16 protein-coding genes are annotated in these 17,746 nt (G+C 48.4%); 11 read left to right on the top strand and 5 right to left on the bottom strand.

The window, feature by feature from the left end; translation table 11 throughout:
- Nucleotides 1-124 precede the first annotated feature (124 nt).
- Nucleotides 125-1,414 carry an NCS2 family permease gene (locus PBA01S_RS06755; RefSeq protein ID WP_127575606.1) on the top strand — a complete coding sequence of 430 codons (1,290 nt, stop codon included), beginning with the start codon at nt 125-127 and terminating at the stop codon, nt 1,412-1,414.
- Nucleotides 1,415-1,494: 80 nt separating this feature from the next.
- Here PBA01S_RS06755 and PBA01S_RS06750 read toward each other — a convergent pair whose 3' ends face one another.
- Entirely contained in the window at nt 1,495-2,337 is an 843-nt protein-coding gene (locus PBA01S_RS06750; RefSeq protein WP_127575605.1) for an alpha/beta fold hydrolase, read from the bottom strand.
- Nucleotides 2,338-2,515: 178 nt separating this feature from the next.
- Here PBA01S_RS06750 and PBA01S_RS06745 point away from each other — a divergent pair, with 178 nt between their 5' ends.
- Nucleotides 2,516-2,965, top strand: coding sequence for a MarR family winged helix-turn-helix transcriptional regulator (locus PBA01S_RS06745; RefSeq protein ID WP_127575604.1), 450 nt, complete (start codon nt 2,516-2,518; stop codon nt 2,963-2,965).
- 4 nt (nt 2,966-2,969) lie between these two features.
- On the opposite strand, the gene PBA01S_RS06740 is transcribed toward PBA01S_RS06745, so the two are convergent.
- Nucleotides 2,970-3,677: a MerR family DNA-binding transcriptional regulator gene (locus tag PBA01S_RS06740; protein ID WP_127575603.1), complete on the bottom strand. Its 708-nt coding sequence runs from the start codon at nt 3,675-3,677 to the stop codon at nt 2,970-2,972.
- A 153-nt stretch (nt 3,678-3,830) separates the two neighbouring features.
- Here PBA01S_RS06740 and PBA01S_RS06735 point away from each other — a divergent pair, with 153 nt between their 5' ends.
- The gene (locus tag PBA01S_RS06735) at nt 3,831-4,712 is read left to right on the top strand and encodes an alpha/beta hydrolase (protein WP_127575602.1); all 882 of its coding nucleotides are present in this window, start codon (nt 3,831-3,833) and stop codon (nt 4,710-4,712) included.
- A 194-nt stretch (nt 4,713-4,906) separates the two neighbouring features.
- Here PBA01S_RS06735 and PBA01S_RS06730 read toward each other — a convergent pair whose 3' ends face one another.
- On the bottom strand, nt 4,907-6,418 hold the full coding sequence (locus PBA01S_RS06730) for a malate:quinone oxidoreductase (protein WP_085278892.1): 1,512 nt from the start codon (nt 6,416-6,418) through the stop codon (nt 4,907-4,909).
- 334 nt (nt 6,419-6,752) lie between these two features.
- Here PBA01S_RS06730 and PBA01S_RS06725 point away from each other — a divergent pair, with 334 nt between their 5' ends.
- The 7 genes from PBA01S_RS06725 to PBA01S_RS06695 all read left to right on the top strand — a co-directional run bounded on the left by PBA01S_RS06725 (nt 6,753) and on the right by PBA01S_RS06695 (nt 11,324).
- Nucleotides 6,753-7,235 (top strand): DUF2975 domain-containing protein, encoded by a 483-nt coding sequence (locus PBA01S_RS06725; RefSeq protein WP_028538432.1) that lies wholly within the window; start codon nt 6,753-6,755, stop codon nt 7,233-7,235.
- A gap of 12 nt (nt 7,236-7,247) precedes the next feature.
- A complete protein-coding gene (locus PBA01S_RS06720) occupies nt 7,248-7,460 on the top strand; it encodes a helix-turn-helix domain-containing protein (RefSeq protein ID WP_009223422.1) in 213 nt (70 codons plus the stop codon).
- A complete protein-coding gene (locus PBA01S_RS06715) occupies nt 7,450-8,274 on the top strand; it encodes a DUF817 domain-containing protein (protein ID WP_232228308.1) in 825 nt (274 codons plus the stop codon). Before PBA01S_RS06720 ends, PBA01S_RS06715 begins: the two co-directional genes overlap by 11 nt.
- Nucleotides 8,275-8,458: 184 nt before the next feature.
- On the top strand, nt 8,459-9,025 hold the full coding sequence (locus PBA01S_RS06710; RefSeq protein WP_016314481.1) for a TetR/AcrR family transcriptional regulator: 567 nt from the start codon (nt 8,459-8,461) through the stop codon (nt 9,023-9,025).
- Between the two features lie 123 nt (nt 9,026-9,148).
- Nucleotides 9,149-10,270, top strand: coding sequence for an ABC transporter permease (locus PBA01S_RS06705; protein ID WP_127575601.1), 1,122 nt, complete (start codon nt 9,149-9,151; stop codon nt 10,268-10,270).
- On the top strand, nt 10,270-10,971 hold the full coding sequence (locus PBA01S_RS06700) for an ABC transporter ATP-binding protein (RefSeq protein ID WP_016314483.1): 702 nt from the start codon (nt 10,270-10,272) through the stop codon (nt 10,969-10,971). Before PBA01S_RS06705 ends, PBA01S_RS06700 begins: the two co-directional genes overlap by 1 nt.
- A 23-nt stretch (nt 10,972-10,994) precedes the next feature.
- Nucleotides 10,995-11,324: a heme oxygenase gene (locus PBA01S_RS06695; protein ID WP_016314484.1), complete on the top strand. Its 330-nt coding sequence runs from the start codon at nt 10,995-10,997 to the stop codon at nt 11,322-11,324.
- Nucleotides 11,325-11,434: 110 nt separating this feature from the next.
- Here PBA01S_RS06695 and PBA01S_RS06690 read toward each other — a convergent pair whose 3' ends face one another.
- A complete protein-coding gene (locus PBA01S_RS06690) occupies nt 11,435-14,122 on the bottom strand; it encodes a DUF7948 domain-containing protein (RefSeq protein WP_127575600.1) in 2,688 nt (895 codons plus the stop codon).
- 181 nt (nt 14,123-14,303) lie between these two features.
- Here PBA01S_RS06690 and PBA01S_RS06685 point away from each other — a divergent pair, with 181 nt between their 5' ends.
- On the top strand, nt 14,304-16,682 hold the full coding sequence (locus PBA01S_RS06685) for an S-layer homology domain-containing protein (RefSeq protein WP_164744103.1): 2,379 nt from the start codon (nt 14,304-14,306) through the stop codon (nt 16,680-16,682).
- 239 nt (nt 16,683-16,921) lie between these two features.
- On the opposite strand, the gene PBA01S_RS06680 is transcribed toward PBA01S_RS06685, so the two are convergent.
- Nucleotides 16,922-17,647 (bottom strand): 3-ketoacyl-ACP reductase, encoded by a 726-nt coding sequence (locus tag PBA01S_RS06680; RefSeq protein WP_127575598.1) that lies wholly within the window; start codon nt 17,645-17,647, stop codon nt 16,922-16,924.
- Nucleotides 17,648-17,746: the final 99 nt, after the last annotated feature.

The raw sequence follows: 17,746 nt of genomic DNA, 5'->3' as shown, positions 1-17,746 counted from the left end.
ACAACTTGTAAAGGGCATTCCACTACAAACCGTGGTATAATATCCTCTGGCATAAACGGTTGGAATGCATATTCCACGTTTGATGCGGGTGGGAGAGGGATATTTTGAAAGTGTGATTTTTATCATGAAAGGAGTTTTTAAGCTTAAGCAACACCAAACGAACGTGAGAAGAGAGCTCATCGCTGGATTGACCTCGTTCTTCTCGATCGTGTACATCATCGCCGTCAACGCCAACATCCTGAAGGATGCAGGAATTCCGCTGGAGGCCGGGATATTGGCCACCGTGCTGTCTTCGCTTGTCGGCTGTTTGTTAGTCGCGTTCGTAGCGAACGCACCGTTAATTCTCGTCCCCGGCATGGGGATCAACGCTTTATTTACCTATACCATAGTAGGTTCGATGGGACTCAGCTACCAAGAAGCTTTGGGCGCAACAGTGCTTGCGGGCATCCTGTTCGTCGTGGTGGCTTTTACCGGTTTGTCCTCCCTGATCTCCAAAGCCATTCCGGCTTCCCTGAAGGAATCGATTTCCGTGGGAATCGGGCTGTTCATTGCCTTCATCGGCTTGCAGAAGAGCGGCATTGTCACCGGTAACCCCAGTCACTTTGTGGCGCTCGGGGACTTGTCCGCACCGCTGGTTCTCGCTTCGATCATCAACCTGATCCTGACGCTGTTCCTGTTCTTGAAGAAGGTTCCGGGGAATTTTCTGATCAGCATTATTTTAGGAACGTTGGTGGCTTGGTTGTTCGGCATCGTTGACCTGGGATCGTTCGCATCCGCATCGCTGTCGTTTCAAAGCTATCGTGACGTCTGGATGAGCGCGGACCTCCGCCATATGGCCAGCATTCCGTTCCTGACGGCGTGCTTCTCACTGGTGCTGGTACTGGTCTTCGAAAATATCGGGCTGGTTCACTCGCAAGTGGATGGCATGCTGAATGCTCCGGAGAAGAATGGGAAATCGCTCAAGGCCGTATCGATCTCCGCAGTGGCTTGCGGTATCTTGGGCACGAGCCCAACGGTTTCGACGGTCGAGACAGCTGCCGGTATTACCGCAGGCGGAAGAACCGGGTTAACCTCCGTGACGACCGGGTTGTTGTTCCTGGGCGCTCTGTTCTTTATGCCCTTGATCAAAATGATCCCGGACGCTGCCATCGCTCCGATCTTGATCATCATCGGCGGATTGATGCTGACGAATATCACGAAGATCGATTTCAGCGATTTTTCCGAAGCGTTCCCTGCGTTTCTTGTGATTCTGATGATCCCTTTAACGTATAGTATTGTTGACGGTATTGCTTTTGGCTTTATCGCTTATCCGCTGCTTAAGATGTTCTCGAAGAAGCGGGAACAGTTGTCGATCTCCATGTTCGTCATCTCGTTCCTGTTTCTGGTGAACTTCCTGTTGCAGTCGGTTCTATAAATCAATTTTGCATAAAAAAGTCGATCAGGATATCCTCCTGACCGACTTTTTCTATTTATTGGGATGGCCTTATCGGCTCATTAATCATGGTCTCGCAAAAATTTCACCAATGCCGCGTTAAACTCATCGGCATGCGTTACATTAAATCCATGCGGGCCGCCTTTGATCACTACAAGCTCGCTACCAGGAATCATTTCATGCGCTCTTTGACCGCTGACTTCGAGCGGTACGATCGCATCCGAATCCCCGTGCAGGATCAGCGTTGGGATGTTAAACTTGGCCAGATCGCCGCGGAAGTCCTTGCGGGAGAACGCCCCGATACAATCCAGCGTCCCTTTCGGAGAAGCAAATGCCGCAATATCGCGGTTATACAAACGGAATGGTTCGCTGACCAGATCGGTACGGTCGCCGGCTGCGAAGAAGTTCGTCGTGAACGTATCCAGGAAAGCCAGCCGGTCTGCCTTCACACCATCCTCGAACGCTTTGATGGTTGCATCGTCGAGTCCTCCTTCTGGGTGATCTGCAGATTTGTACAGATACGGCGGAACCGCACCCGCGAGAACTGCTCTTTTCACTCGATCTGTCCCATAAGTACCAATATATCGGGCCACTTCCCCGCCGCCCATCGAGAAACCAACCAAAGTCACATCACGTAAGCCCAGATGTGTAATCAGCTGATGCAGATCGGCAGCGAACGTATCATAATCGTATCCGTTCCAAGGCTGCGACGACTGACCAAACCCGCGGCGATCATACGTAATGACCCGGTAGCCGGCATTCACCAACGCAGGTACTTGTTTCTCCCAAGATCTGCCGCTCAGCGGCCATCCATGAATTAAAATCACCGGTTTCCCGGAACCTACATCTTCATAATGAAGCTCTACCGGATGTCCATTCTCTTGCCCTACTGTTACTTTTGCCATTTGAAATCCCTCCAAATATATTTTTTAATATTATATTGTGCACAATGTTTATGTTCACATCATACTCTTGTTATGTTATATTGTCAACAATTAAATTGTGAAAAATGTATATTCTTTTTGAATCATCTGCTATGATGAAGTTACACCCTATAAATAAAGCCAATCGAGGTGCATCATCTTGGAAACGAATGAGCAAAACTTAAAATTAGGGGAACATCTTTGTTTTTCGCTATACGCCTGCTCCCGGGCCATCCTGCGGATGTATCGCCCCTATCTGGATGAGCTGGAGCTGACCTACCCGCAGTATCTGGTCTTGGTCACCTTATGGGAGAGGGAGAAGAGTACCATTAAAGAGCTCGGAGAGGCCCTTGATCTGGACACCGGCACCTTAACGCCTCTGCTCAAACGGATGGAAGCTGCCGGACTCATTGAGCGACAACGCGATTCCATTGACGAGCGCGTGGTGAATGTGTTGATCACACCGAAGGGGAAGGCGCTGCAAGAGAAAGCATCCTGCGTTCCGCAATCGCTGATTGACGCCACGGACATGGATCTTAAAGAGATTAACCAGTTGAATGAAAGCATCAACCTGCTGCTGCAACAAGTGAATGCTGCAGCGAAGAAATAAAAGGTCAAGTCAGAGATAGAATACGGATATACGCCATGAGCTCAGCGATTCCTTGATATTGGATCCTGAGCTTTTCATTTAGCTTCTCAAGTGCCACCTGAAAGGAACGATCGAGTTTAGGCAACCGGAACATTTCCACATCCTGCAATAGCTTCCGCAGATTCTCGATATAATATACTGTTTTGCGTAAACTACTGATCACCAGAATCTTGCGTAGTTCAGTCACCGAATAGATTCGATACCCACTGACCGGGTGCCGGGTCGAGGTGACCAGCCCCTCCTTCTCCCAATGCCGAATAGCAGACGGATTCACCCCCGCCAGCTCCGCTACCTTCCCGATCGTCATCGCATTCGTCAGCTTCCGGTTTTTATATACCCTGAAGTCCGCATGGCGAACCATCGTTAACAACTCCTCCACCCGCTGCTTCTCATCCTCAACTTGGGCCAGTTGATGATTAATCAACCATAGGGCTTCCGTGACGCGACCAGCTTTGATTTTCCGCATTACTTCATAGACGGTGGGAATGTCATAACCCTCTAACAAGGTCCGGATGGCGACAAATGCCTGGTAATGCACCTTCGCATAGACTCTATGGTTGCCTGCCGTTCTACATACCTCCGGAATCAATCCTTGTTCTTCATATCTTCTCAAGGTCGTTGTGCTAATATTCAACCGCTCGGCAATTTGTGCAGGTGTATATGTATCTGTCATAAAACGACCCCCTTGCTTAAAGTAAAACCTTCAAGTACTACGTTAACTTATTCATCTTTAGATGACTATAACATTGGGGATTCCATCGAGCAAAACCGAAAGATTGCATGAATGTTATATCCTGAAGGTATCACATGTAAGGGAGTGATATGAATGAGTCAAATCAAGCTTGTTACTTTATCTGACGGTTCAACATTGGAGGTTGGTCTGGCCGGGAAACCTTCCCGTCCGATCATCATGTTGCCCATCGCCAAAAAATCCGTCACGGACCAAGAAGCAGAAAGTTTGAAAATGTGGGGCGTCGATCCTGATTTAGGCCAACACTTTGTGGAGGGCTTGTCCGATCTGTTCCAGATGCTGCATTTTGATTATGAAGGCCACCGGTTTCAGCATCCCCAGCCTGATCATTTGACAGCGGAGTATATCGCCAATGATTTCTTACACATCGCTGATGAGATGGGAGTGGATACGTTCAGCTACTACGGCTATTCCTGGTTAGCCTTAGCCGGCTTACAGCTGGCACTCCGGACCAATCAGCTGGAAAGTTTGATAATGGGGGGATTCCCGCCTTATGAAGGACCTTATCAGGAGATGTTGACGGTCACCGCCAAAACTCACGAACAAGCGCTGCAATCGTCCCCGTCCTCGTCTGCTCAGAATTCACATCAGGACGCCGTCAGCCCAGAAGAATACGATTGGGATCAGGTTCAAGTCACATTAGATCCAGCACAAACGAAGCAATTTCTGACTCTATACCAAAGCTTGTCCGATTTCGATGACACCTCTGTGCATGGAGATCTCTCGTTGCCCAAGCTGGCTTTCGCGGGCGAAGCCGACCGTATCGTTTATGGCGAGAACTTTGGAAGGGTGACTGTGGACATCGCTGGGGCTTTACGAAAAAATGAACCCACCTTGCGGCAGTTCGGCTGGGATGTGGTGATTATACCGGGGAACGTGATGGATCATACGAAAGCGATGCAGCCAGAGACCGTACTGCCTGTGATCAAGCCCTGGCTGGCTGCGAACTTGTTGTAATAAAGGTTACCTTCGACCTTTCATTTGGGTACCTCTTTTCATGCCTCTTTGCCACCATTATCCCTTTTGATCCGCGTACCTTGTTCTTTCTATGACCTGATGCAACGGGATAATCCTCAAAAGTAAGCACAAAAATAAAGAGCTAACCGCAGATTAACCACGGATTAGCTCTTCAACATTTCACTTATTTGAAATTAGGACACTGAAGCTTCTTCTTGCTTCGTTCCCGATAACCCAAGGGCCTGCGCGGTTGATTGCTGAAGCGTACGGAAGAGTTCTGGATTCTCCGACAGTGACAAGCCGTACGAAGGAATCATCTCCTTGATCTTCGGCTTCCAAGCTTCGAGGTACTGCGGGAAGCATTTCTCAATAACCTCCAGCATGACATGCACCGCAGTCGAAGCTCCCGGGGACGCACCAAGCAATGCGGCAATCGAGCCATCCGCAGCGCTGACCACCTCGGTGCCAAATTGCAGTGTCCCTTTTCCACCCTCAACCGTATCCTTGATGACCTGTACCCGCTGACCCGCGACGATTAGGTCCCAATCCTCGCTCTTGGCTCCGGGGACAAAGTCCCGCAGCTCCTCCATCCGTTGTTCCTTCGACAACATGAGCTGCCCAATCAAATATCTCGTTAATGCCATCTCCTTGACCCCGGCTGCCAGCATCGTCAGAAGATTATGCGGCTTCACAGAGGTAATCAGATCAAACATGGAGCCTGTCTTGAGGAACTTCGGCGAAAAACCGGCAAACGGTCCAAACAACAGCGATTTCTTATTGTCGATGAACCGGGTGTCCAAATGGGGAACGGACATCGGTGGAGCTCCCACCGAAGCCTTGCCGTACACTTTGGCATGATGCTGTTCCACCACTTCCGGATTGTTGCACACCATAAACAGACCGCTGACCGGGAAGCCCCCAATCCGCTTGCCTTCCGGAATGCCGGATTTTTGCAGCAAATGCAAGCTCCCGCCGCCGGCACCAATGAAGACGAACTTGGCGGTATGACGCTCGGTAGCACCGCTGTTCAAGTCTTTAACCATCAATTCCCACAACCCGTCCGTCGTCCGCTTCAGCTTCTTCACGCTATGCTTGTAACGGATATCCACGCCCTTCTCCTTCAAGTGGTTCAACAGCATGCGGGTTAAGGCGCCAAAATTCACGTCCGTACCCGAATCGATCTTCGTCGCCGCAATGGGCTCTTCCAGCTTCCGATCCTTCATCATCAGAGGAACCCATTCCCTAAGTTTCCCTGGATCCTGGGTGAACTCCATCCCTTGGAACAGCGGATGGGCAGACATCGCTTCATAACGTTTGCTCAGAAATTTAACGTTCTGCTCCCCGCGCACATAGCTCATATGGGGAAGCGGCATGATGAAATCCTGCGGATTGTGGATCAGTTGACGCTGAACCAGATAAGCCCAGAACTGTCTCGATACCTGGAACTGCTCATTTACCTTAATGGCTTTGCTAATATCAATGGTTCCGTCAGGTCGCTCGGTGGTATAATTCAATTCGCACAGGGCCGCATGACCGGTTCCCGCATTATTCCACTCGTTCGAGCTTTCCTCCCCTGCCCGCGCAAGTTGTTCAAACACCTTGATGTTCCAGTCCGGCGCCAATTCCTTCAGCAGGGTCCCCAACGTCGCACTCATAATTCCGGCACCAATCAAAATAACATCTGTACTTGTTTGTCCGTGATTCATGTTTACCGTCCCTTATGACCTTATTTTGCTGAAAGGATGTAAGCGCTGTCGATTTATCCTCGTTGCAAACTTTGAGACGAGCTGGCCCACACCTTTTCCGTAATTAGTGATCTATTTTAAGTGTAACAACAATAGTGAGGGATTGAAATATTTATTTCTTTAATATTAATAATTGATTTTTTTAAGCTATCCAAAAAGAACTTATCGCTTCACTCCTCCAAATTTATTCTTTTTCGATACATACACCTCTTTTATTAATAAATATTTATTGATTATCGATAAAAAACATGATAAATTAACCTCACACTAATCCTACGCGAGGTGCTGTTGTGATATGAAACGTGAACAAGGCTCTACCCTCTTCTTAAGAGGCGTCGTCTTCCTGATGGGCATCGCGATCCTTGCGGTCTGCGTATTCGCGGTCCCTCTGGCAGCCAAAGAAATGGTGGAGTATTATCCGCCATACATTTATCTGACCCTGCTTATTCCTATGTATGCTTCGGCTATTCCGTTCTACTATGCGCTTTACCAGACGCTGAAGCTTTTGGGCTATATCGATAAAAATACCGCTTTCTCCGAAGCCTCGGTGAAAGCTCTAAAGAGCATTCGAAACTGCGCGATCGCAATCTGTATCTTGTACGCGGTCATTTTGCCGATTCTATTCATTATTGCGGAGAAGGATGATGCTCCGGGACTCGCCGCAATCGGGCTGGTCATCTGCTTCGCTTCCCTCGTCATCGCCGTCTTTGCTGCCGTGCTTCAAAGGCTCTTAAGAAATGCCATCGACATCAAATCGGAAAACGATCTAACGATCTGAGGTGAGAAATCCATGGCCGTAATTATTAATTTGGATGTCATGCTGGCAAAACGGAAAATGAGCGTCACAGAGCTTTCGGAGAAAGTGGGCATTACGATGGCGAATCTGTCGATTCTGAAGAACGGGAAGGCCAAGGCCATACGCTTCTCCACGTTGGAGGCGATATGCAAGGCGCTGGATTGCCAACCTGGAGATATACTGGAGTATCGAGATGATGAAGAGTAACTCAAATTCGATTCAAAATAAGAGGGTGCCTCTAATTGGCGTACATTTGGGATATGCTCTGCAGCAGTTGGTTCGCTTTGGCTGGCAGCAAGCGTTGTCCTGCGTTTTTCCCGTTGTGATCTTCGCTTCACTGGCATTGACGCAGTGGATTCCTCTTCCTTGGCTGCCCCGCTATGATTGGCTTCTAATCATCTGCCTCGCCATGCAGGTCTGGATGGTTCGGTCTGGACTGGAAACCCGCGATGAATTAAAGGTGATTACTGTCTTCCACCTGATCGGCTTGGCGCTGGAACTGTTTAAGGTGCATATGGGGTCTTGGTCGTATCCGGAGGAGGGCTGGACGAAGGTTAACGGGGTTCCCCTCTACAGCGGATTTATGTATGCGAGCGTGGCTAGTTATCTGTGCCAGGCCTGGCGGCGCCTAAAGGTAGATCTCGTTCGCTTCCCTCCGCTCTGGCTGGTGGTTCCGCTTGCTGCCTCCATTTACCTGAACTTCTTCACCCATCATTATTGGATTGATGTTCGGTGGTGGCTTTCAGCACTGGTGTTGATCGTTTTCTGGCGGACTTGGGTTACCTATGAGGTTGGCGGTAAGCCTTACCGAATGCCGTTAACCCTTTCGTTTGTGCTGATCGGGTTCTTTATCTGGATTGCAGAGAATGTGGCCACCTTCTTTAGCGCCTGGAGGTACCCGAACCAAGCCGACGGCTGGCATCTCGTCCATCTTGGCAAGATCAGCTCTTGGTTGCTGCTGGTCATTATCAGTTTCTTGATCGTCGCAGCATTAAAGCGGGTAAAGGGACGACTTGGATAAGTTCAGTAAGCATCTACGCATGAATTGGGATATGAGCCGGCTAAAGCCAGCGCATATCCCAGTGCTGTCTTTATGTACCCCAGGGAAAACTTAACGCTGGCTGAATGTTCACTGCAAAAGCGGACCTTGTGCTAAACTAAGATAGAGAATTGAAGCCTGGCGGCAGAAGAAAGGAGTCCTTCCCTTGGGCAGAAAACAATCTTACTCCCATTCCGAATTATTAAACATTACGAAACGTTTGGTGTTAGAACATGGTTATGATGGGTTTAATCTTAAAATGCTCTCAGAGCACTTGCCAGGCGCTCGAAGCACAATCTATCAGTACTTTGCGAATAAAGATGAAATCGTTGCTGCATGCATGAAACGCGTGATTGCATCCATCGTTGATAAAGCCTCCGCCCTGGACGAGACTGACCCAATGCAGGCTCTTCAGGAGTTGCTGGGCATCTATCTCGAAGAATACCAGCTGCATCAGCTCTTAAACGATGCCTATAAAATCAAGACATCGAATTCCGATGTAGCGCGTCAGGATATCGAATATGTGGAGCAGGCCCACGAATTGCTCAAAGTTCAGCTGACCCGTCTGTTCCAGAGCGCCCAGCAAGAAGGCAAATTAAGAGACGATATCCCGCTTCCTGTCCATATCGGCGTTTTTTTCAACCTGATTAATACGCCAAATATGATGAACGTTCCAGTTCCCCAATGGAGCCAGATGTTATTTGACGTATGGATGGGAGGAGCCAAGAAGTAAGAGGGGTTTTTTCCATAAGTTTATTTTGACACACGTGTCAAAATAGTGTTTAATCAAAGAGAAGTTGTTAAGCTCGTACCAAATTCGACACACGTGTCAAAAATCAATGAGGAGTTGAACATCATGTTTCTAGCCATGAGAGAGATCATGCACAGCAAAATGAAATTTGCCATGATTGTCATTATTTTTGTGATGATGGCTTGGCTCGTATTCATCCTGTCCGGTTTGGGCAATGGCCTATCTTCGCTGGCGGCGTCAGCTTTCAAGAATATGCAGGCCGATTATGTTATTTTCGAGCAAGGGTCCCAGTCTTCCATGAGCAAGTCCCTGTTATCCGATCAATTGGTGGAAGAAGCTGAGAAGCTGCCAAATGTAAATGCAGCAGCTCCTATGGGGAGCACGATGGCCACCGCTCTGAAAGGGGACAGCTCCAAGAGTGATGATAAAGTGGATATCGCAATCTTGGGAATTCTGCCTGGCAGCTTCCTTGAACCGGAAGTGATTGAAGGCGATAAGCTGTCCGAGGATAACCTAACGGGTGTGATCGTAAATGACAACATGAAAGACGAGGGGTTCCAGCTTGGCGATACGTTTAAATTGGACGGATCCACCGTGTCATTAACGATTATCGGTTTTGTTGAGAATCAAACCTATAACCACCTTCCAGCCGTGTTTATCCCCATGCCGAAATGGCGGGAAATTGCCTTTGCTGCCCCAGGCTCCGACAAAGGCATTGAGGGGCCGGTTAACGCGATTATGCTGCAAGGACCGGATATTGATCCGGATACAATCAACAGCAAACTTGCAAATATCGACACTGTGACACGTGCCAAAGCGGTACAAGGCATGCCGGGCTACAAGGAAGAGAGTGGCACCATCTTAATGATGCTGGCCTTCTTATTCGTAATCTCAGCATTTGTGTTGGGCGTGTTCTTCTTCGTCATGACGATGCAGAAGACCAATCAATTTGGCATTATGAAGGCGATCGGTGCCAAAAATGGATTTTTAAGCAAAGCGATCGTGTCTCAAGTCTTTATCCTTTCCCTGGTTAGTATTGTTATCGGCATCCTTCTAGCCTACGGGACAGCGGCGATCATGCCAAAGGGCATGCCGTTTAATCTTGACACTAATCTTGTCGTCGTCTACTCGATTGTCCTTCTGGTCATTGCCGTGCTAAGTTCCTTAGTTTCGGTTCGTAAAATCACCAAAATCGATCCGCTTCAAGCACTCGGGAGGGTAGAGTAATGACAACAACAGGTTTGCAACTTACGAATGTATCGAAATATTATGGCGAGGGCAGCACTCGGGTCTGCGCGCTGGACAAGGTATCCATCACCGTGAAGCCGGGGGAATTCGTCGCTGTCGTCGGCCCTTCGGGATCGGGTAAAAGTACCTTCTTATCCATTGCTGGAGCGTTGCTTCAACCTTCTGAAGGTGAAGTTCACTTAAATGGACAACCTATTTCTAAGCTCTCGGATAAAGAGTTATCCAGTATCCGATTAAAGGAAATCGGGTTTATTATGCAGTCTTCGAACCTGGTGCCTTATCTCACCGTACTTGACCAGCTGCTGGTTGTGAAGAAGATGTCAGGGAAGATCCGCGCAGAGGATAAAGCCCTCGCGACGAAGCTGCTGGAGGAATTAGGGCTGGGTGCGAAGCTGAAGAGCTTCCCAGAGGAACTATCTGGCGGCGAGAAGCAACGTACCGCGATTGCACGTGCTCTGATGAATCAACCTAACGTGATATTGGCCGATGAGCCTACTGCCAGTCTGGATACTCGGCGTGCGCATGAAGTGGTCAACCTGATCGCGAATCAAGTGAAAACACGCGGGATTGCAGCTGTAATGGTCACTCACGATGAGCGCATGCTCGAATATTGCGATAAGGTGTATCGCATGGAGGATGGCAAACTGAAGCAAGCTACACAGGTGCATCTGGCACACTAAATTGGGCATAAGGAGGGGTGAAAATGATCGTCGTCACCAACCGAATTAAGGTAAGAACGGGAATGGGAGCGGTTATGGCTCCTGGCTTTACGGCCTCCGGTTCGCTGGATCAAACGAAGGGGCTTGTGAAAGTTGAAGTGCTTCTGGCGCAACACGCAGATCATGATGAGCTAAATGTGAACATGCATTGGGAATCCATGGACGATTTCACAGCGTGGAGAAACAGTGATAGCTTTAAAGAAGCCCATAAGCGTCCGGAACCAGGCACCCATGGGGAGGTCAAAGAATCCCCGATTCTCGAAAGCCAGCTGATCACCTACGAGGTCGCCTCACTGAAAGAAATCGCGAAATAGCCTTAAGACGCAAAACCAGCTCATTCAGATGGAATGGGCTGGTTTTATTACATAAAAAAACAAGCATCGCTAACGGATGCTCGTTAAGAAGAAAAATCAGAACGTTATTTCTAAACATATTTCTTGCTCTGCATACCCTTGTTATTTAACTGATAGTGATTGTAACTCAAGAGAAATCGCACATGATTTATTGCACGAAACTTGAATTTATAGGTTTTTCCTTTCTGTTTTCGCGCATTTTTCCTTGTCATCTTAATAATTTTCAATGTTTTCTTTCTTGGGTTTATCTTTCTTTTGGATTGTCTAACATGCGGTTTTCCCTTCCGTTTGCAGCGTTTCCGTTTCTTCCGAATGATAATAAAGCCTCGGGGGCCCCGCTCACCTTGTGGGCCAGGAACTCCTTGGGGCCCCTGTGGACCAGGTACACCCTGCATTCCCTGAGGGCCTCGCATACCGGGTTCCCCTTGTTGACCTTGCGACCCGGGCACCCCCTGAGGGCCTTGGGGGCCTTGCTCCCCTGGCAGACCTTGCGGGCCTTGTTCTCCTTGTGGCCCTTGGGGACCTTGAGCCCCTGGCAGACCTTGCGGACCCGGTTCGCCCTGGGGCCCTTGAGGACCGGGTGGACCGGGAACCGGTGAGAAAGTACCCAGTTTGGTGACAAATGCGTCTTGATCCCCCATAAGGGAGGTTTGAAAAGCTCCAGGACTCGTCGGGAAATTAACAGACGAAGTAGCGCCGGTTACGTAAATATTAAACGAGCTATCTACGGCAACTCCATTCCCCGCATCTCTTAAGCTTCCCCCTAAATAGGTAGAATAGACGAGCGCATTGCCAGCCGTATTGAATACTGTCACAAAGGCATCCTCCGTGCCGCCGAATATACTTTGAAAGGCCCCTGGAGTTATTGGAAAATCAGCGGACTCTGTTGAACCTACTACGTAGGCATTACCTGCTGTGTCAACGACAATGTCTAAGCCTATATCGGAGTCTGTACCGCCCAAATAGCTCGAGTAAAGAAACGCCGTACCCGAAGCATTGAGCTTGGTCACAAAGGCATCCATTGAACCCCCAAGTACCGTCTGAAAAGCACCTGGCGTTGTCGGAAAATTCATGGAGCTTGTAGAGCCGGTGATATACACGTTTTCTTGTTGGTCAATCGCGATGGCATCCCCTGTTTCAAAATCGCTGCCGCCGATGTAAGTGGAAAATTCCAGTGTGGATCCCGTCGGATCGAACCTTGTAACAAAGGCATCTTCAATTCCTCCAAACGCGGGTTGAGCTGCGTTTGCCGTGACTGGAAAGTCATCCGAGAAAGTACTTCCGCTTACAATCGGATTCCCTAGCGCTGTAATGACAATTCCCGTGCCAAAATTAAAGGAGGATCCGCCCAGGTAGGTTGAAAAAACAAGCGCACTCCCAGCAGCGTTTAATTTAGTGACAAAGCCGTTAATGATTCCTGGTGCAGAGGTCTGAAATGCCCCGGGTGTGACCGGAAAGTCACTCGACGTGGTTACCCCTGTGACATAAGCATTACCTGAGGCATCAATCGCAATATCATTACCGGTCTCATCACCGCTCCCCTCCAGATAGGTAGAATAAATCAAGGATGACCCGGTTGCATCCAATTTGGTGACAAAGACGGAGTTGACCCCCAAAAATGTCGTTTGGAATGCCCCTGGCGTAACGGGGAAATCTGGTGATCGCGTCTCTCCTGTAATAAACACATTACCAGCCGCATCAATGGCAAGGCTCGTCGCTCTATCAAAGGCGCTGCCACCCAGATAAGTGGAGAAAACAAGTGCGGTACCTGTCTCATTCAGCTTGGTAATAAACGCATCTGTATCCCCGGCAAAGGTCTGACTAAAGGCACCTGGAGTGGTCGGAAAGTTGTCAGAAGAGGTGCTTCCAGCAACATACGCTTGGCCTGAGTCATCAACAACAATATGAAGTCCTGAGTCAATATTATCCCCGCCAAGATAAGTAGAGTAAATTAAGACCGGATCAATAATGATGGGATATTCGGGATGATAATCAGAGTCCACTTGGAAGCCAAAGCTATGGCAGCCTTGAGCATTGCTATGAAGAACAAACCGGCTTTCTACAGGCACTCGTTCACCATCAATATCCTGATAACTTACCGGTTTAGCTTCCTGCTTTACGCCTTGTCTCATATGGATCTGAAGATTCCCATCCCTATCTAGGGATAGGCTCTCTGCACCACGGTACGCCAAGCGAATCGAAGCGATATCCGCTGATGGATGGACCACAAGATCATATTTCAGCTTATTGCCGTCGCCTTTGAAGATCAGATCTATACCTGCCCATAAGTCACGATAGATGATTTCATGGTAGGTTGGCAGGTTTCTCCTCCACTGCCCGGGATCGTTCCCAACTAAATAATGAATCTTTCCCTCCGCAGGGTCACGGCCTTCCATGGTTACGTTCGCATTGGACTCGAGAAACTGTAGAACAAGCTCCTCGTATTTTCCGCCTCCTTTGCTTACAAATAATACTTCCATTGGAGCAAAGTAAATCGATAAGCCGGGCTTCTTCGTCTGAAACCCTGTCGCCGAAGATCCTTGTTCCGTATATTCCCAGAAGGTCAACGGCAACTTGCCGAAATCGTACGTCGCCTTTTGCTGTATGTCCTGAACAGCCGTCAAAGGCTTAACACCTCTTTTCTTGGGATATAAGTCTATACGCTCCAATGTATGAGCTAGTTCATAATCACGACTGGACAATTCCCTTGAGTAATTAGCATATTTTTCCTCTATACAATAGGGATAGTTTAAGAGCAATGTCTCCTAACAAAAAAAGAGGCTGTCCCGAAAGTTATCGTCTAGGATGACTTTGGGGAAGCCTCTTCTTGTCGTTCTTAACTTGACAGACATTGTAGCCCTATATACAGTAATAATAAAACTGTACCGTACAGTATTAAATAGAGCTTGGAAACTTATTCCGGAGATTGGGGGGACCGGTATGAAGAAAACAATGATAAGGGCAATCCCGGCATTCCTTATCATTCTGATGGTGATGGGAAGCTTACCAGGATTGTTCACGAAATATGAGGGCAAAGCGTATGCGGCAGAGAGCTTTGCCGGAGGGGCAGGAACGGCCAATGATCCTTACCAGATCGCAACTGCTGAACAGCTTAATGAGGTCAGAAACCATTCGACAGCAGGCAAATATTTCGTCCTAACAGCTGATATTGATCTTTCAAGTATGGGTAACTGGGTGCCAATCCCTAATTTTCAGGGGGTTTTTGACGGCAATGGTTATGTGATTTCGAAATTGTATATCTATTCAACTCAATACAATGTAGGTTTATTTGAAAGAACCACAGGGGCAACATTGAAGAACATTTGGCTAGAGGACATCAGTGTTCATCGTGACAGTGTAGGTAATGTAGGCGGTTTGGCAGGTTGGATTGACGGCGGCATCATTGAAAACAGTTATGCAAGGGGGACAGTGAGTGGTGCTGATTTTGACGGCGGCTTGGTAGGATATAATAAAGGTACCATTCGAAACAGCTATGCAGCGGTAAATACAAGTGGTGGGGGTTATGTAGGCGGCTTGGCGGCATATAACCATGGTGTCATTCAAAATAGTTTTGCAACGGGTGCAGTAAGTGGTTATACGTTTACAGGCGGTTTGACGGGATATAACTATGGTACGGTTCAAAACAGCTTCTATGACATCAATACGACTCGACAATCGGATTCAGGCAAAGGTATAGGCAAGTCAAACGAAGATATGAAATTGGCATCTACGTTTGCTGATTGGAATCATGTCATCTGGCGTATACAAGATGGTCAATATCCGGAAATCAGAAATATTCAGTTAACACCAGGCACGGATGCAGGAACAACGAAGCTGACGCAAGTTGAGAATGGAATGGAATTTTCGGTAGAGGCTTCATCATTCAATTCGATTACGAGTGCAGTATACGATAACATTCCGGTTAACGTGGGGGATAGAATTACGATTCAATTCGCCTCGCAACCAGAATTGGGTAGTGTAACCAAGACGGTCAGATATATCGACATCCAACCGGCAGAAGCACCTGCGGCCTTATTGGAACAGGGCTCAACGTCTGGTACGACGAAGTTGGTGGGCGTCTCCGATTTGATGGAGTATAGCGTTAACGCAGGCGAATATCAGGATATATCAGATACGTTCGTTGACAATATAGAAGTCGATGAAGGCGATCAGATATATGTTCGAATGAAGAAGACCCTGCTGCAACCCGCTTCGAAAGTGCGAATATTAAATGTAACATCAGCGGATATCAAGCCTGCGGCAACGATCAGCATAGCAGAGATTACTGGGGTGACGGTGCCGGCGAGGGGGCAGATTCCGGTTTCAACATTGCCGGGGACGTCTGAATATGCGGCAACGATCGAGTGGTCGCCGGCGAATAGCGTATTTAGGGCGAATACGGTCTACATCGCAACGATTACGGTTACGCCTAACATAGGATACACGTTAACGGGGGTTCCGGCGGATTCCTTTACGGTAGCAGGTGCGACATCGGTGACGAATGCGGTGAATTCGGGGGTGGTGACGGCTGTATTTCCGGCAACAGGGTCAGACCCGGTAAGTGACAACGGCGGCAGCAATGCACCTTCCGTAACTCCGGCAGATAATCCACCTCCAAGCGAAACTCCGGCAGATCCTGAGCCCGCAACAGAAGAGGATACGATTTATAATAAATACATTATTGATGAAGATGAACTCGTAGAGAGGCTTAAAATCAAAGCGGCAGAAGCGAAGGAAGCAAATGCGGAAAGCGAGTTTGCTGACACGAGGGAACATTGGGCTGTAAAGACCATTGAGATCTTCGACCGATTGAAGTTGATTACCGGTTATCCGGATGGCGTATTCAGGCCGAACAATGCGATCACACGGGCTGAGTTTGCAAGGATTCTAAATCGCGTGTTCCATATTCATAATAGAGACGGCAGCAATATAAGCATGGAATTGAAGGATATAGAGGGGAGCTGGGCTAAAGAGGATATTGAGAAGCTTGCGGCAGCGGGTGTAATAAGAGGCTATCCAGACGGTACGTTCAGGCCGAATCAGACGATCACGCGTGAAGAGATGGTGGTCATGATATCGTTTATTGTCAATCTGGACGTACTGGAGAAGGATACGATCAAAGGTCATTTCAATGATCTGGACGGTGCTTATGCAGCAGAGAAGATCATAGCGGAAGCACAGGCAGGTATCGTCAGCGGCAAAGGGGCGGGAAGATTCGAACCGAAGAGCCGTGCCACGCGCGCAGAAGCGTTGCGGATAATCTTGAACGCGCTGCAGCTTCACCCAGAGCTCAAGAAATCGTTAGATTCGCTTCTCTGACCCGTCATCTTCGTCCGTATACGTAGTGAGGGTCGAACAAACATTAGGCACATACGTATGACGGGAGACCGCTATAGACCGAAACAAACTGAGGATGGCGCAGGTTATTTCTGCGCCATCCTCATCTTTTAGTTAAGTACTTTGATTTCTCATGACGAGCTGTCTTCTACAAGTGATTATTATTCACTTATGGGACAACTCCTTCCTGTTATTAAAAACATAACAACGTACTCTATCGCTTAAAACGGATTTGTCGCAATAAAGCTGGCTGTTTTCACATAAACGCGTTGGCTGAGCTTCAATTGATTGACGATGAATTCCGCCAAATCTTCCGCTTGAATATATTTGGACTCATTGTTGTCCTTGATCAGATTCAAGTCCAGGGCCAAATCCGTTGCTACGGTACTTGGCGTTAGTGCCGATACCCGAATGTTGTTGCGGCGAACTTCTTGCGCAAGCGACTCGGTAAACCCGATCACCGCGAATTTTGAAGCGCTGTAGGCACTTGCGGTGGCTGCCCCGTTCAGGCCGTTCGTCGAAGAGATGTTGATGATGTCTCCGCTATTTTTTTCGACCATTTGGGGAAGTACAGCTCGTGTTACATAATAGGTACCCAATACATTGGTGTCGATCATGCCTTTCCATTCAGCCGGATCCATCTCCAACACCGTACCAAACGTGGCGATTCCCGCGTTATTGATTAGAATATCCGCAGCTCCCAGCTCGTTCTTCAGCTTCTCAACCGCCGTATCCACTTGTTCCTTCGAGGCGATGTCGGCTGCCGCGTAAGCGACCTTAACCCCCAGCCCTTCCAGTTCAGCAGCAACTTGCTTCAACGTCGACTCCGTTCTTGCCATTAATCCAATATGAACGCCTTCCTTCGCTAAGGCAACGGTGGTTGCTTTACCGATCCCCCGTGCTGCTCCGGTGATGATCGCAACTTTTCCTTTTAAGGATTGTGCCATTTTCTTTTGGCTCCTCTCTTTGTTTGGTCTTCACTCCTCCCTTATTATACTGCACTTAGACAGGCAAACGTAAATGCGAAGAAGCACAGTTGACTTAAA

Origin of the sequence: Paenibacillus barengoltzii NBRC 101215, assembly GCF_004000745.1 — a bacterium.
Taxonomy (GTDB): domain Bacteria; phylum Bacillota; class Bacilli; order Paenibacillales; family Paenibacillaceae; genus Fontibacillus; species Fontibacillus barengoltzii.
Note: the sequence above shows the minus strand (reverse complement) of the source record. Positions and strands in the feature narration are given on the sequence as shown.

Bases quoted from the DNA above. Each gene is read 5' to 3' on its own strand.
- PBA01S_RS06750 (WP_127575605.1), bottom strand. From the start codon at position 2,337: ATGGCAAAAGTAACAGTAGGGCAAGAGAATGGACATCCGGTAGAGCTT.
- PBA01S_RS06715 (WP_232228308.1), top strand. From the start codon at position 7,450: ATGAAGAGTAACTCAAATTCGATTCAAAATAAGAGGGTGCCTCTAATT.
- PBA01S_RS06685 (WP_164744103.1), top strand. From the start codon at position 14,304: ATGAAGAAAACAATGATAAGGGCAATCCCGGCATTCCTTATCATTCTG.
- PBA01S_RS06720 (WP_009223422.1), top strand. From the start codon at position 7,248: ATGGCCGTAATTATTAATTTGGATGTCATGCTGGCAAAACGGAAAATG.
- PBA01S_RS06740 (WP_127575603.1), bottom strand. From the start codon at position 3,677: ATGACAGATACATATACACCTGCACAAATTGCCGAGCGGTTGAATATT.
- PBA01S_RS06705 (WP_127575601.1), top strand. From the start codon at position 9,149: ATGTTTCTAGCCATGAGAGAGATCATGCACAGCAAAATGAAATTTGCC.
- PBA01S_RS06725 (WP_028538432.1), top strand. From the start codon at position 6,753: ATGAAACGTGAACAAGGCTCTACCCTCTTCTTAAGAGGCGTCGTCTTC.
- PBA01S_RS06730 (WP_085278892.1), bottom strand. From the start codon at position 6,418: ATGAATCACGGACAAACAAGTACAGATGTTATTTTGATTGGTGCCGGA.
- PBA01S_RS06680 (WP_127575598.1), bottom strand. From the start codon at position 17,647: ATGGCACAATCCTTAAAAGGAAAAGTTGCGATCATCACCGGAGCAGCA.
- PBA01S_RS06735 (WP_127575602.1), top strand. From the start codon at position 3,831: ATGAGTCAAATCAAGCTTGTTACTTTATCTGACGGTTCAACATTGGAG.
- PBA01S_RS06755 (WP_127575606.1), top strand. From the start codon at position 125: ATGAAAGGAGTTTTTAAGCTTAAGCAACACCAAACGAACGTGAGAAGA.
- PBA01S_RS06695 (WP_016314484.1), top strand. From the start codon at position 10,995: ATGATCGTCGTCACCAACCGAATTAAGGTAAGAACGGGAATGGGAGCG.
- PBA01S_RS06700 (WP_016314483.1), top strand. From the start codon at position 10,270: ATGACAACAACAGGTTTGCAACTTACGAATGTATCGAAATATTATGGC.